Origin of the sequence: Streptomyces sp. NBC_00080 (assembly GCF_045041255.1) — a bacterium.
GTDB classification, from domain to species: domain Bacteria; phylum Actinomycetota; class Actinomycetes; order Streptomycetales; family Streptomycetaceae; genus Streptomyces; species Streptomyces coriariae.
In genome coordinates this window covers 5,915,275-5,928,977 of the sequence record NZ_CP108235.1, presented here as the reverse complement: position 1 = coordinate 5,928,977, position 13,703 = coordinate 5,915,275, and the positions used below count along the sequence as shown (strand labels likewise).

General features: G+C 70.5%; 12 protein-coding genes, 1 tRNA gene and 1 pseudogene. 11 read left to right on the top strand and 3 right to left on the bottom strand.

Annotation, left to right across the window (positions count from 1 at the left end; all coding sequences use genetic code 11):
- Positions 1-21 precede the first annotated feature (21 nt).
- Positions 22-1,839 (top strand): glutamine--fructose-6-phosphate transaminase (isomerizing), encoded by a 1,818-nt coding sequence (gene glmS, locus OHU34_RS26550; RefSeq protein WP_142264461.1) that lies wholly within the window; start codon positions 22-24, stop codon positions 1,837-1,839.
- A 100-nt stretch (positions 1,840-1,939) separates the two neighbouring features.
- Here glmS and OHU34_RS26545 read toward each other — a convergent pair whose 3' ends face one another.
- A complete protein-coding gene (locus OHU34_RS26545) occupies positions 1,940-2,506 on the bottom strand; it encodes a GPR1/FUN34/YaaH family transporter (protein ID WP_020131790.1) in 567 nt (188 codons plus the stop codon).
- Between the two features lie 148 nt (positions 2,507-2,654).
- A complete protein-coding gene (locus OHU34_RS26540; protein WP_057600310.1) occupies positions 2,655-3,182 on the bottom strand; it encodes a universal stress protein in 528 nt (175 codons plus the stop codon).
- Between the two features lie 357 nt (positions 3,183-3,539).
- Here OHU34_RS26540 and OHU34_RS26535 point away from each other — a divergent pair, with 357 nt between their 5' ends.
- The 5 genes from OHU34_RS26535 (at position 3,540) to OHU34_RS26515 (ending at position 6,963) form a co-directional block, all read left to right on the top strand.
- A complete protein-coding gene (locus OHU34_RS26535; protein WP_142264462.1) occupies positions 3,540-3,869 on the top strand; it encodes a hypothetical protein in 330 nt (109 codons plus the stop codon).
- 377 nt (positions 3,870-4,246) lie between these two features.
- The gene (locus tag OHU34_RS26530; protein ID WP_142264463.1) at positions 4,247-5,479 is read left to right on the top strand and encodes a helix-turn-helix domain-containing protein; all 1,233 of its coding nucleotides are present in this window, start codon (positions 4,247-4,249) and stop codon (positions 5,477-5,479) included.
- Positions 5,480-5,594: 115 nt separating this feature from the next.
- Positions 5,595-6,197 carry an oligoribonuclease gene (gene orn, locus OHU34_RS26525; RefSeq protein WP_142264464.1) on the top strand — a complete coding sequence of 201 codons (603 nt, stop codon included), beginning with the start codon at positions 5,595-5,597 and terminating at the stop codon, positions 6,195-6,197.
- A 106-nt stretch (positions 6,198-6,303) separates the two neighbouring features.
- Positions 6,304-6,376: transfer RNA gene (locus tag OHU34_RS26520), tRNA-His, on the top strand.
- A 74-nt stretch (positions 6,377-6,450) separates the two neighbouring features.
- Complete coding sequence (locus OHU34_RS26515; RefSeq protein WP_230195637.1) at positions 6,451-6,963, top strand: GNAT family N-acetyltransferase; 513 nt, start codon at positions 6,451-6,453, stop codon at positions 6,961-6,963.
- 12 nt (positions 6,964-6,975) lie between these two features.
- Here OHU34_RS26515 and OHU34_RS26510 read toward each other — a convergent pair whose 3' ends face one another.
- Positions 6,976-8,031 (bottom strand): LacI family DNA-binding transcriptional regulator, encoded by a 1,056-nt coding sequence (locus tag OHU34_RS26510; RefSeq protein WP_142264466.1) that lies wholly within the window; start codon positions 8,029-8,031, stop codon positions 6,976-6,978.
- A 452-nt stretch (positions 8,032-8,483) separates the two neighbouring features.
- Here OHU34_RS26510 and OHU34_RS26505 point away from each other — a divergent pair, with 452 nt between their 5' ends.
- The 5 genes and pseudogenes from OHU34_RS26505 to OHU34_RS26485 form a co-directional block, all read left to right on the top strand.
- Entirely contained in the window at positions 8,484-9,812 is a 1,329-nt protein-coding gene (locus OHU34_RS26505; RefSeq protein WP_142264467.1) for an ABC transporter substrate-binding protein, read from the top strand.
- A gap of 5 nt (positions 9,813-9,817) precedes the next feature.
- A complete protein-coding gene (locus OHU34_RS26500; RefSeq protein WP_142267850.1) occupies positions 9,818-10,828 on the top strand; it encodes a carbohydrate ABC transporter permease in 1,011 nt (336 codons plus the stop codon).
- A gap of 41 nt (positions 10,829-10,869) precedes the next feature.
- Positions 10,870-11,757 carry a carbohydrate ABC transporter permease gene (locus tag OHU34_RS26495; RefSeq protein ID WP_405772385.1) on the top strand — a complete coding sequence of 296 codons (888 nt, stop codon included), beginning with the start codon at positions 10,870-10,872 and terminating at the stop codon, positions 11,755-11,757.
- 159 nt (positions 11,758-11,916) lie between these two features.
- Entirely contained in the window at positions 11,917-13,347 is a 1,431-nt protein-coding gene (locus tag OHU34_RS26490) for a GH1 family beta-glucosidase (protein WP_142264468.1), read from the top strand.
- Positions 13,293-13,688, top strand: a pseudogene (locus tag OHU34_RS26485) (hypothetical protein); the annotation flags it as partial. The gene OHU34_RS26490 and the pseudogene OHU34_RS26485, both read left to right, overlap by 55 nt.
- Positions 13,689-13,703 lie beyond the last annotated feature (15 nt).

Here is a 13,703-nt window from a genome sequence, read left to right as displayed (position 1 = left end):
AAAGCTTGGGGATACCTATACATGTGCGGAATCGTCGGATACATCGGCAGGCGTGACGTGGCCCCGCTGCTGCTCGAAGGCCTTCAGCGGCTCGAGTACCGCGGCTACGACTCGGCGGGCATCGTCGTCACCTCGCCGAAGACGGCCGGCCTGAAGATGGTCAAGGCCAAGGGCCGGGTCCGCGACCTGGAGGCCAAGGTCCCGGCGCGCTTCAAGGGCACCACCGGCATCGCCCACACCCGCTGGGCCACGCACGGCGCCCCCTCCGACGTGAACGCCCACCCGCACATGTCGGCCGACCTCAAGGTCGCCGTCGTCCACAACGGCATCATCGACAACGCCTCCGACCTGCGGAAGAAGCTCGAGGCCGACGGCGTCGAGTTCCTCTCCGAGACGGACACCGAGGTCCTCGTCCACCTCGTCGCCCGCGCCCAGGCCGAGAAGCTCGAGGACAAGGTCCGCGAGGCGCTGCGGGTGGTCGAGGGCACCTACGGCATCGCCGTGATGCACGCCGACTTCAACGACCGGATCGTCGTCGCCCGCAACGGCTCCCCGGTCGTCCTCGGCATCGGCGAGAAGGAGATGTTCGTCGCCTCGGACATCGCCGCGCTGGTCGCCCACACCCGCCAGATCGTCACCCTCGACGACGGCGAGATGGCCACCCTGAAGGCCGACGACTTCCGCACCTACACGACCGAGGGCACCCGCACCACGGCCGAGCCGACCACCGTCGAGTGGGAGGCCGCCTCCTACGACATGGGCGGCCACGACACCTACATGCACAAGGAGATCCACGAGCAGGCCGACGCCGTGGACCGCGTGCTGCGCGGCCGCATCGACGACCGCTTCTCCACCGTGCACCTCGGCGGCCTCAACCTGGACGCCCGCGAGGCGCGCCAGATCCGCCGGGTGAAGATCCTCGGCTGCGGCACCTCGTACCACGCGGGCATGATCGGCGCCCAGATGATCGAGGAGCTCGCCCGCATCCCCGCGGACGCCGAGCCCGCCTCCGAGTTCCGCTACCGCAACGCGGTCGTGGACCCCGACACCCTGTACATCGCCGTCTCGCAGTCCGGTGAGACGTACGACGTGCTGGCGGCCGTCCAGGAGCTGAAGCGCAAGGGCGCCCGGGTGCTGGGCGTGGTCAACGTGGTCGGCTCGGCGATCGCCCGCGAGGCGGACGGCGGCGTGTACGTGCACGCGGGCCCCGAGGTCTGCGTCGTCTCGACGAAGTGCTTCACCAACACCACGGTCGCCTTCGCGCTGCTCGCCCTGCACCTGGGCCGCACCCGCGACCTCTCGGTGCGCGACGGCAAGCGGATCATCGAGGGCCTGCGCAAGCTGCCCGCGCAGATCGCCGAGATCATGGAGCAGGAGGCGGAGATCGAGAAGCTGGCCGAGACGCTCGCCGAGGCCCGCTCGATGCTCTTCATCGGCCGCGTCCGGGGCTACCCGGTCGCCCGTGAGGCCTCGCTGAAGCTCAAGGAGGTCTCGTACATCCACGCCGAGGCCTACCCGGCCTCCGAGCTCAAGCACGGTCCGCTGGCCCTCATCGAGCCCGCGCTCCCGACGGTCGCGATCGTCCCCGACGACGACCTGCTGGAGAAGAACCGCGCCGCGCTGGAGGAGATCAAGGCCCGCAGCGGAAAGATCATCGCGGTCGCCCACCGCGAGCAGGAGAAGGCCGACCAGACGGTCGTCGTCCCCAAGAACGAGGACGAACTCGACCCGATCCTGATGGGCATCCCGCTCCAGCTCCTCGCCTACTACACGGCGAAGGCGCTCGGCCGCGACATCGACAAGCCGCGCAACCTGGCGAAGTCGGTGACGGTGGAGTAGCCCTCCCCGCTCGCACAGAACGGCCCCCCACGCGCGCCACCCGCGCGTGGGGGGCCGTTCTCCTGCCGGGGACGCCCAACTCCCCGGCGCCGGCTGCCGATCAGCCCGTGGCCGTCACGCCGGGGCGGGCAGCACGTCGCGGAACTGCCGTGGGCCAGTGGGCCAGCGCCGCGGTCGCCGCGTACCAGGCCACCGCGCCCGCCGCGACGGCGAACCAGCCGCCGACCTTGGTGAGCCCGTCGCTGTCGGCGAACCGGGCGACGGCCATCAGCACCAGCCCGACGCAGAACAACCCGTAGGTGCCCTGGCCGAGTTGGTCGCCACCGGCGAGGGTCAGGGAGAGCGCCACGAGGGCGAACAGGAGCAGGAAGAGCCCTGCGGCGTTGTCGGAGACCTGGGTGCCGGCGGAGACCGCCCAGGTGAACCAGAAGGCGCCGAGGACGGTGTAGGCGGTACCGGCGGCCGCGTCGCGGTCGCGGAGTGCGAGCAGGCCGGCGACGAACAGTGCGACGCCGCCGACGTAGTGGGCGATGGATACGGCGTCCGCCGCCGTCACGCCGTCGATGAGGTCGGTGTACCCGAGCCCGAAGGCCAACAGGGTGACACCCAGGGCGAGTCGGCCGGCGATCGTGGTGGTGCTGCTTCCCGCAGAGACGTCGTTGTCCACGGCGGGCTCCCTTCATGCACGTGCAGTTGTGTGAGCGGTATATGCCCTTCACAAAGGCACAAACACCCCTACGCACCAGTAGATTTATGCTGCGCGGCAAGGCGGGACGGGTGTACCCGGATCTCATCTCACCTGGGAGGGCGGCGAGTTACGGAATGACAACGACGGGCCGCTTGGCCCGCTTGGCGAGCCGCCCGGCGACCGAGCCGAAGATCCGGCCGACGATCCCGTGGGTCGAGCCGACGACGATCGCGTCGGCCTCGTACTCCCGCCCCACCTCTTCGAGTTCGTGGCAGATGTCGCCGCCGCGCTCGACCAGGATCCAGGGCACCTCGGCGAGGTACTCCGCGCAGGCGAGCTCCAGACCGAGCACCTCGGTGCGGTGGTCCGGCACGTCGACGAAGACGGGTGGCTCGCAGCCGGCCCACACCGTGGTGGGCAGCCGGTTGGCGACATGGACGATGATCAGGCCGGAGCCGGAGCGGTGGGCCATGCCGATGGCGTACGCGAGCGCGCGTTCACTGGACGTGGAGCCGTCGAAGCCGACGACCACGCCGTGCTTGAAGGCTGGATCGCAGGAGTGGCGTGCGTCTTCCGCCGCCTGGGGCTCGGCCGCCGTAGGGTCGGCGACGGGCCGCTTGCGGTCCGCGGGTTCGAAGAATTCGTGACCGGCCATGGCTGTCTCGGCGTATTGATCCTTATACGGGTGGGACGCGGCGGTGTGAGCGAAGGAGCTGTCCGGGAATCATCTTCCCAACCCCATACCCCCAAGGGTACGGCGGCACGCCTCCGAGGCCCAGTTCCCGCACGCCCCCGGTGGGGGTTCCAGGGAGCATGCACGAGCGGACGCCCGTAACGCAATGGTTGCTGCCCCGTACAGGCGGTTTGCACAGGATTCACTTACGCGGGACCGCCGCCGACAGTGACCGACCGCTCGAACAGGCGTTGAACCCCGTGCACCGCCGTCCCCGCACCCCGTCCGACCGCCGCCACCCCGCCCCTCGCACCGCCGCCCCAGGAAGGAGCCCGCTCCGTGCCCTCGCCCCGCGCCACCGCCGAGCCCCGCCCCGGCGACGACCGGTCGACCGACCTGATCCGCTGGGCGGCCTTCAGCTGCTTCCTGGTCCCGGTGGTCCTCCTCTGGTACGGCACCTCGCTGGCCGGCGCCACCGGCACCGCCCTCGGCCTCGCCGCCGTCACGGCCGCCTGCCGGGTGCTGCTGCGCCGGTCCGAGCGGTGCGCGGCCCGGTTGCTCGACGAGGAGCCGGCGCCACAGGCGCACCCCCGGGGGCGCCATCAGCGCACCGGGACGGGGTCACACCGTGGCGGTCGTCACTCTGGTGGAAACTCACCGGTCGGTTGACCGGTTTTCACGCACGGACCCGCTTCTTTTCAGCCAACTTCCGGTGATGGCGCATCCCTTGCCCCAACCACCCCCCACCCCCCGTTCCACCTGCACGGAAAGGGCCTCAGGGGCCCTGCGCACCCTACGGGGATTGGCCACCACACCGAGGCGCACTTCCCTGCACGGCCCACGAGTGCAACGCTTCGTGATCGAATGCTTCACGCCAAGTTGCCATGTCGACAATCTGCCGGGTGGCGAACTGGCCACGCCGGCATTGTGCGACACGTTAGATTCGATCTTGACTGTCTACGGCGGGGGACTCGTGCAGGACCGAGGGGAAACGTGCAGGAGCGACACAACCGAGGAGCCGCGACCACCGAGGGGGGCTTAGCAGGATGAGCCACGACTCCACTGCCGCGCCGGAAGCCGCGGCCCGGAAACTCTCCGGGCGACGCCGCAAGGAGATCGTCGCGGTGCTGCTGTTCAGCGGCGGCCCCATTTTCGAGAGTTCCATTCCACTGTCGGTGTTCGGGATTGACCGCCAGGACGCCGGCGTACCGCGCTACCGCTTGCTGGTGTGCGGTGGCGAAGAAGGCCCGCTGCGGACCACAGGGGGCCTGGAACTCACCGCGCCACACGGCCTGGAGGCGATCGCACGGGCGGGCACGGTCGTCGTGCCGGCCTGGCGTTCGATCACCTCGCCGCCGCCGGAGGATGCGCTCGACGCACTGCGCCGGGCGCACGAGGAGGGTGCCCGCATCGTGGGCCTGTGCACCGGCGCGTTCGTGCTGGCCGCCGCGGGTCTGCTGGACGGCCGCCCGGCCACCACCCACTGGATGTACGCGCCGACGCTGGCCAAGCGCTATCCGTCGGTTCACGTGGATCCGCGTGAACTGTTCGTCGACGACGGCGATGTGCTGACGTCGGCGGGGACGGCGGCCGGAATCGATCTCTGTCTGCACATCGTGCGGACGGATCACGGCAACGAGGCCGCGGGCGCGTTGGCCCGGCGGCTGGTCGTCCCACCACGCCGGTCGGGCGGCCAGGAGCGCTACCTCGACCGGTCTTTACCGGAGGAGATCGGCGCCGACCCGCTCGCCGAGGTCGTCGCCTGGGCGCTGGAGCATCTCCACGAGCAGTTCGACGTGGAGACGCTGGCGGCACGCGCCTATATGAGCCGGCGCACGTTCGACCGCCGCTTCCGGTCCCTGACCGGCAGCGCACCGCTCCAGTGGCTGATCACCCAGCGGGTGCTCCAGGCCCAGCGCCTGCTGGAGACGTCGGACTACTCGGTGGACGAGGTCGCGGGGCGCTGCGGCTTCCGTTCGCCGGTGGCCCTGCGCGGCCACTTCCGCCGGCAGCTCGGCTCGTCCCCGGCGGCGTACCGGGCGGCCTACCGGGCCCGCAGGCCCCAGGGCGAACGGCTCGCGGACAACGAACCGTCGCCGCCACCGGCGCCGCAGGCGCTGCACCCGGACGCTCCGGGACCGGTACCGCCGCAGCTGCGGCGTACCGCCTCGGCCACGGCCGGTGCGATGGGCTCGTCGGCGACCCTGCCGTCCGAGCACGCGCGGGACGCGTACGCGACCTCGCGGGCGAGTCTGCCGGGGCAGCGCAGCGGTACCTGAGCGGACGACGGAACCTCTCGCGCGTCGGCCGGGCCCACCGGCCCGGCCGGCGCCCGGGCACGAGAGCGCCCACGCGGGGCACCTCAAAAGGCGACGTCAGCTTTAGGGTGGTCGCATGAACGATCGCATGGTCTGGATCGACTGCGAGATGACCGGCCTCTCGCTGTCGGACGACGCTCTCATCGAGGTTGCCGCCCTCGTCACCGACTCCGAGCTGAACGTGCTCGGCGACGGTGTCGACATCGTCATCCGCCCGCCGGCCCGGGCGCTGGAGACGATGCCGGAGGTGGTGCGCGAGATGCACACCGCGTCCGGGCTGCTCGACGAGCTGGCGGGCGGGACGACCCTCGCCGAGGCCGAGGCCCAGGTGCTGGCCTATGTACGGGAGCACGTGAAGGAGCCGGGCAAGGCGCCGCTGTGCGGCAACTCCGTCGGCACGGACCGCGGTTTCCTGGCGCGGGACATGACCTCCCTGGAGGGCTACCTCCACTACCGGATCGTCGACGTGTCGTCGATCAAGGAGCTCGCCCGGCGCTGGTACCCGCGGGCGTACTTCAACAGCCCCCCGAAGAACGGCAACCACCGCGCCCTCGCCGACATCCGCGAATCCATCGCGGAACTGCGCTACTACCGTGAGGCGGTCTTCGTGCCGCAGCCCGGGCCGGACTCCGACACCGCCAGGACCATCGCCGCGAAACACGTCCTGCCCAGCAGCTGACGGGGCCCCGAAAAAGGCGTGCACGAGCACCCCCTCGGACCCTGTACACTTTTTCTCGGCCGGTAGGGAGAACGCGGGAGACCGCAAAATCCGACTGCCGGGCGTGGTGGGTGTAGCTCAGCTGGTAGAGCACCTGGTTGTGGTCCAGGATGCCGCGGGTTCAAGTCCCGTCACTCACCCTGAGTCATCAGCCGGTGACTTCCCGCAAGGGAGGTCACCGGCTGATGTGTTTCCCGTGTTCCCGGGAGGGGTCATGCGCCCGAGTGTCCCGGCCGAGCCGTTCGCGACCGCCCGGATCGACCTCGTCCCGCTGCGCGTCGACCACGCGGCGGAGATGGCGGTCGTCCTGGGCGATCCCGCGCTGCACAGCTTCACCGGCGGCGCCCCCAGCACACCCGAAGCCCTGCGCGCCCGCTACGAACGGCTCGTCGCCGGTTCGCCGGACCCCTCGATCTCCTGGTGCAACTGGGTGCTGTGGGTGCGGGACGCCGACCGGCCGGCCGGGACCCTGCAGGCCACCGTGACCGGGCGGGACCACGCCGAGATCGCCTGGGTCGTCGGCACCCCCTGGCAGGGCCGCGGCCTCGCCTCCGAGGCGGCCGCAGGACTCGTCGGCCGGCTACGGGCTCAGGGCGTGCGCACGATCGTCGCCCACGTCCACCCCGACCACCACGCGTCCGCGGCCGTGGCCCGCGCCGCCGGGCTGTCGGCCACCGCGGAGCGGCAGGACGGCGAGGTGCGGTGGCGGCTGGTCGTCGCGCCGTGAACCGTGCCCCGCTCAGGAGGAGGAGCGCCCCACCAGCTCCGTCGCCAGTACGACCTGGCGTCGCTCCAGGCCCCGCGACACCGCGGGACGGCGGTCCGCGATCTCCGTGAGGAGCAGGTCCAGCATCCTGCGGCCCATCTCCTCGATGGGCTGGCGGACGCTCGTCAGCGGCGGGTCCATGTGCCGGGCGATCGCCGAGTCGTCGTAGCCGACCATCGCCACGTCCTCCGGGAGTCGGCGGCCCGCCTCGCGCAGTGCCCGGCGGGCGCCGGCCGCCATGACGTCGGAGCCCGCGAAGACCGCGTCGAGGGAGGGGTTGCGGGCGAGGAGTTCCCCCATCGCGCGGTGTCCGCCCTCCTCGGTGAAGTCGCCCGGCGCGATCAGGCCCTCGTCCGGCGGGTACCCCGCGTCGCGCAGGGCGTCCCGGTAGCCGTCGACGCGGCGCTGGGCACCGTAGACGTCCAGGCGGCCGGTGATGTGGGCGATGTGGGTGCGGCCCCGGGACAGCAGGTGTTCCACCGCCGAGCGGGCGCCGCCGTAGTTGTCGGAGTCCACGGACGGGAGGGTCTCCGCGGCGGAGCGCGGGCCGCTGATCACCGCCGGGATCTCCAGCTGGGCCAGCAGGTCGGGCAGCGGGTCGTCGGCGTGGACCGAGACCAGGAGAACCCCGTCGACGCGGTGCGCCGCCAGGTACTGGGCGAGCCGGCGTCGTTCGCGATCGCTACCCGCGAAGATCAGCAGCAGCTGCATCTCGGTGTCGGAGAGCTCCGCGCCCACGCCGCGCAGCATGTCCGAGAAGTACGGCTCGGCGAAGAAGCGGGTCTCCGGCTCGGGGACCACCAGCGCGATCGCGTCCGTGCGGTTGGCGGCCAGGGCACGGGCCGCGGTGTTGGGGACGTAGCCGAGCTCGGCGACGGCTGCCTCGACGGCCGCGCGGGTGGCGTCACTGACTCTCGGCGAGCCGTTGATCACCCGGGAGACCGTGCCGCGGCCGACACCGGCGCGTGCGGCCACCTCTTCGAGAGTCGGCCGCCCTCCGCTCCGGCTCCGCGCTCCGTGGCTTGCCATGGGCCCCGCCTTCCCGCCGTCGTTCACGCTGGCCTGGAATCTAACAGCCCCGTCCGTTCAGCCCATCTTCGCCGACGGCAGCCGTCCCCCGGGGACCCGCCTCGGTGCCACGGGGGCCCGCATCCGTACGCCGGACGGGCCTCGGCTCAGGACGCCGGGCGCACCCGACTCCCCGCCACCGGAGGGCTCGTCCGTCGCCGCTCACGGCCGGAAAGCGCTGTCCGCCCGAGTTAGCTAACAGGCAGATAACTGAACGCATCTCTCCGCGCTCCCACCCTTGACACCCCCGCCCGAACCGACGACTCTTCAACACATCACCTGTGGGAGCGCTCCCACGGTACCTGACACATACACATCCCGCACGTTCCCCGCCCGAGCCGCAGCGAGTAACTAACGGGCCCAACAATGCAGTTGGCCGGGGGGTCGGCACGTCAGGGCAACAGGAGGACGCAATGCGAGCACGTACCCGAACCACCCGCCGGGTGGTGGTCCTGGCGGCCGTAGCGTCGCTGGGCGCCGGGCTGCTGGCCGGCTGTGCCGACGACGGCAACGACGACGCTTCCGACGGCTCGTCGTCGGGCAGCGGCAAGGGCAAGACGACGATCACGCTGGGTCTGTTCGGCACGATGGGCTTCAAGGAGGCCGGTCTCTACACCGAGTACGAGAAGCTCCACCCGGACATCAAGATCGCCGAGAACGTCACGGAGCGGAACGAGAACTACTACCCGGCGCTCCTGAACCACCTCACGACCAACAGTGGCCTGATGGACGTCCAGGCCATCGAGGTCGGCAACATAGCCGAGGTCGTCGCCACCCAGGCGGCCAAGTTCGAGGACATGTCCAAGGTCTCGGGCGTCGACAAGAGCAAGTGGCTGGACTGGAAGTGGTCGCAGGGCACCACCAAGGACGGCCAGACGATCGCGCTCGGCACCGACGTCGGCCCGATGGCCCTCTGCTACCGCAAGGACCTCTTCCAGGCGGCCGGTCTGCCCACCGACCGCGAGGCGGTCGGCAAGCTGTGGGCGGGTGACTGGAACAAGTTCATCGCCACCGGCGAGCAGTACAAGAAGAAGGCCAAGGCCGGCACCTTCTTCATGGACTCCCCCGGCGGCCTGATCAACGCCATCCTCAGCAGTGAGAAGGAGAAGTTCTACGACTCCTCCGGCGAGATCATCTACAAGTCGAACCCGGCCGTGAAGGCCGCCTTCGACCTGACCGCGAAGGCCGCCGAGGAGGGCCTGGTCCAGGCCCAGACGCAGTTCCAGGCGGCCTGGGACACCACGATCGCCAACAGCAAGTTCGCCACCATCGCCTGCCCGCCGTGGATGCTCGGCACGATCAAGGGCAAGGCGAAGGCCGAGGACGCCGGCAAGTGGGACGTGGCCGTCGCGCCCAAGTCCGGCAACTGGGGCGGCTCCTTCCTGGGCGTGCCGAAGAGCGGCAAGCACGTGAAGGAGGCCGAGGCGTTCATCACCTGGCTGACCGCGCCCGAGCAGCAGGCGAAGCTGTTCAAGGTGCAGGGCTCCTTCCCGAGCACGCCGAGCGCGTACACGATGCCCGAGGTGACCGGCGCGAAGAACGACATGACCGGTGACTCGCCGATCGGTACGGTCTTCTCCGAGGCCGCCAAGACCGCTCCGGTGCAGGTGATCGGTCCGAAGGACCAGATCATCCAGCAGGGCCTGACCGACAACGGCGTCATCCTCGTGACGAAGGGCAAGTCGGCGGCGGAGGCCTGGGAGACGGCCACCAAGACCATCGACAACAACCTGGACAAGTGACCCGAATGGCCACCCGCCACGACACCGCCGCGCCCCCCACCAAGGAGGGGGGCGCGGCCCCGGGCCGCCCGGCCGCCGTTCCCACGGAGGCGGAGCAGCGGCATCGGGCCCGGCTCTCCCGCCGCTGGCAGCGGGACAAGCGCTGGAGCCCGTACGCCTTCGTCTCGCCGTTCTTCCTGCTGTTCCTCGCGTTCGGCCTGTTCCCGCTGGTCTACACCGGCTGGGCGTCGCTGCACCAGGTGGAGCTGACCGCGCCCACCGACATGGAGTGGGTGGGGATGCGCAACTACACGCGCATCTTCGACGACGACTTCTTCTGGAACGCGGCGAAGAACACCCTGACGATCGGGATCATCTCGACCGTTCCGCAGCTGCTGATGGCGATGGGCCTCGCCCACATCCTCAACTACAAGCTGCGCGCCTCGACCTTCTACCGGGTCGCGATGCTCGCGCCGTACGCGACCTCGATCGCGGCCGCCTCGCTGGTCTTCGTGCTGCTCTTCGGGCGCGACTACGGCATGATCAACTGGGCGCTGCACTTCGTCGGGATCGACGCGATCGACTGGCAGAACGACAAGTGGCCGTCGCAGATCGCCGTCTCGTCGATCGTCATCTGGCGGTGGACCGGCTACAACGCGCTCATCTACCTGGCCGCGATGCAGGCGATCCCGCAGGACCTGTACGAGTCGGCGGCGCTGGACGGCGCCAGCCGCTGGAAGCAGTTCCTGCACGTGACGCTGCCGTCGCTGCGGCCGACGATCCTGTTCACGGTCGTCGTCTCGACGATCGGCGCCAGTCAGGTCTTCGGCGAACCGCTGCTGTTCGACGCCAACAAGGGCGCGTCGGGCGGCGCGGAGCACCAGTTCCAGACGCTGGGCCTGTACCTGTACGAGCAGGGCTGGGTGAACCAGCACCTGGGCCGGGCCTCGGCGATCGCCTGGACGATGTTCCTGATCCTGATCGTGATCGGCATCGTCAACTACGTCATCTCGCGCCGGCTGCGCGCCAGTAGTTAGGAGTACCGGCCGTGACGACGACGACAACGACCGCGAAGTCCGTGGAACCCAAGGACGCAGTGCCGACGGCCCGGAAGGTGCGCCGGCCGAAGTCCGCGCGGGCCGGCGGGCAGATGCACGGCGGACCGATCGCCTACATCATCCTGGGCGTGTTCACCATCGTTTCGCTGTTCCCCCTGGTGTGGACGGCTATCGCGGCGTCCCGCGACAACAACCGGCTGGCGCAGAACCCGCCGCCGTTCGTGTTCGGCTCCAACCTCTTCCACAACCTGGACGTGGCCTGGAACGACGCGAACCTGGGCAAGGCGTTCGTCAACACGACGATCGTGGCGGGGACCTCGGCGGCGACGATCGTCTTCCTGTCGACGATCGCCGGGTTCGCCTTCGCCAAGCTCCGGTTCCGGGGCCGGGGCGCGCTGATGCTGATCGTGATCGGCACGATGATGGTGCCGCCGCAGCTGAGCATCATCCCGCTGTACATGATGGTCGCCAAGCTGGAATGGACGGACCAGCTCCAGGCGGTGATCCTGCCGTCGCTGGTGAGCGCGTTCGGTGTGTTCTTCATGCGGCAGTACCTCATCCAGGCGCTGCCCGACGAGATCATCGAGGCGGCCCGGGTGGACGGCGCGAGCAGCTGGCGCGTGGTGTGGCACGTGGTGTTCCCCGCGGCGCGCCCGGCGATGGCGGTGCTCGGCATGCTGATGTTCGTGCAGACGTGGAACGACTTCCTGTGGCCGTTCCTGGTGCTGAGCCAGACCGGCAACCCGACCGTGCAGGTCGCGGTCGCGGGTCTCGGCCGCGGGTACACCCCGGACCAGTCCCTGATCATGGCGGGCGCGCTGCTGGGCACGCTGCCGCTGCTGCTGGTCTTCGCGATCTTCGGCAAGCAGATCGTGGGCGGCATCATGCAGGGCGCCGTGAAGGGCTGAGGACGCGTCGCGGCTTCGTGCGACGCCTTACGACTCCTTACGCCGCCCTCCCGTCCGTCCGTGACTTCATGGGGGCCGGGTCACCGCCGCCCCGGCCCCTTCCCCACCACTTCCCCCCCGACCTCGTCGGTCTCGACGACCACCCATGGGAGCGCTTCCATGCCTGAGCCCATTACTCCGGTGACCTTTCCGCCCGCCTTCCTCTGGGGTGCCGCGACCTCCGCGTACCAGATCGAGGGGGCGGTGCGCGAGGGCGGCCGTACCCCCTCGATCTGGGACACCTTCAGCCATACGCCGGGCAAGACGGCCGGTGGCGAAACCGGTGACATCGCTGTCGACCACTACCACCGCTACCGCGACGACGTGGCGCTGATGGCGGAGCTGGGCCTGTCCACGTACCGCTTCTCCATCTCCTGGTCCCGGGTGCAGCCGACCGGGCGCGGCCCCGCGGTGCAGGTGGGCCTGGACTTCTACCGCCGCCTGGTGGACGAGCTGCTGGCGGCGGGCATCAAGCCGGCCGTCACCCTCTACCACTGGGACCTCCCCCAGGAGCTGGAGGACGCGGGCGGCTGGCCGGAGCGGGACACGGCGTTCCGGTTCGCGGAGTACGCGCAGATCGTCGGCGAGGCGCTCGGCGACCGTGTGGAGAACTGGATCACGCTGAACGAGCCGTGGTGCAGCGCGTTCCTGGGCTACGCGTCCGGGGTGCACGCGCCGGGCCGTACCGAGCCGGTGGCATCGCTGAAGGCGGCGCACCACCTGAACCTGGCGCACGGGCTGGGCACGTCGGCGCTGCGCGCGGCCATGCCGGCCCGCAACTCGGTGGCGATCAGCCTCAACTCCTCGGTGGTGCGCCCGCTCTCCCCGGGCGACCCGGCGGACCTGGCCGCGGTGCAGAAGATCGACGACCTGGCCAACGGCGTCTTCCACGGCCCGATCCTGCGGGGCGCCTACCCGGAGACGCTGCTGGCGGCGACCTCGTCGCTGACGGACTGGTCCTACGTCCAGGAGGGCGATCTGCGCGCCATCCACCAGCCGTTGGACGCGCTGGGCCTGAACTACTACACGCCCACCCTGGTCTCGGCGGCGGACGCGTCGGTGCGGGGCCCCCGTTCGGACGGTCACGGTGCGAGCGACCACTCGCCGTGGCCGGGCGCGGACGACGTGGCCTTCCACCTGACGCCCGGCGACCGCACGGAGATGGGCTGGTCCATCGACCCGACCGGCCTGCACGAGCTGATCATGCGCTACACGGCGGAGGCGCCGGGCCTGCCCCTCTACATCACGGAGAACGGCGCGGCCTACGACGACAAGCCCGACTCGGACGGCCGTGTCCACGACCCGGAGCGCATCTCCTACCTGAACGGCCACCTCGCGGCGGTCCGGCGGGCGATCGCGGACGGCGCGGACGTGCGGGGCTACTACCTCTGGTCCCTCCTGGACAACTTCGAGTGGGCGTACGGCTACGAGAAGCGGTTCGGCGCGGTGTACGTGGACTACGCGACGCTGACCCGCACGCCGAAGTCGAGCGCGCTGTGGTACAGCCAGGCGGCCCGCACGGGCACCCTGGCGCCGACCGAGACCAACTGACCCGGGGAGCGGGGAGAGGGCGCGGTGGGCTGGGGGGCCTGCCGCGCCCTTCGCCGTTGATCGCTCCTGTCCACTTTCCGTCCGGGTCGGCGGGATCTGTGGCACGCTCGTTGCGCCCACGACCTCCTGTCGCCGAAGGTGTCGGCAGGATCGGTGACGGCGTACCGGTGATCTGCGTCATCGGCGGCTCCGGGCCCGGCAGGTCCTCCCTGTGGCACGCCGGTGTGGTCCCCCGGCTCCGCGCCCGGCACGAGCGGCTGATGGTGGTGACGCTCCGCCCCTCCGACGCCGGTACGCCGCTGAACGCCCTGGCCTTCGCGCTGGACACGCTGCCGGAGCCGGACCGGGAGGCCTCG

Excerpts from the sequence above, each read along its gene's own strand:
- glmS (WP_142264461.1), top strand. The coding sequence starts at position 22 with ATGTGCGGAATCGTCGGATACATCGGCAGGCGTGACGTGGCCCCGCTG.
- OHU34_RS26540 (WP_057600310.1), bottom strand. The coding sequence starts at position 3,182 with ATGGCCGGTCACGAATTCTTCGAACCCGCGGACCGCAAGCGGCCCGTC.
- OHU34_RS26530 (WP_142264463.1), top strand. The coding sequence starts at position 4,247 with ATGAGCCACGACTCCACTGCCGCGCCGGAAGCCGCGGCCCGGAAACTC.
- orn (WP_142264464.1), top strand. The coding sequence starts at position 5,595 with ATGAACGATCGCATGGTCTGGATCGACTGCGAGATGACCGGCCTCTCG.
- OHU34_RS26515 (WP_230195637.1), top strand. The coding sequence starts at position 6,451 with ATGCGCCCGAGTGTCCCGGCCGAGCCGTTCGCGACCGCCCGGATCGAC.
- OHU34_RS26510 (WP_142264466.1), bottom strand. The coding sequence starts at position 8,031 with ATGGCAAGCCACGGAGCGCGGAGCCGGAGCGGAGGGCGGCCGACTCTC.
- OHU34_RS26505 (WP_142264467.1), top strand. The coding sequence starts at position 8,484 with ATGCGAGCACGTACCCGAACCACCCGCCGGGTGGTGGTCCTGGCGGCC.
- OHU34_RS26500 (WP_142267850.1), top strand. The coding sequence starts at position 9,818 with ATGGCCACCCGCCACGACACCGCCGCGCCCCCCACCAAGGAGGGGGGC.
- OHU34_RS26490 (WP_142264468.1), top strand. The coding sequence starts at position 11,917 with ATGCCTGAGCCCATTACTCCGGTGACCTTTCCGCCCGCCTTCCTCTGG.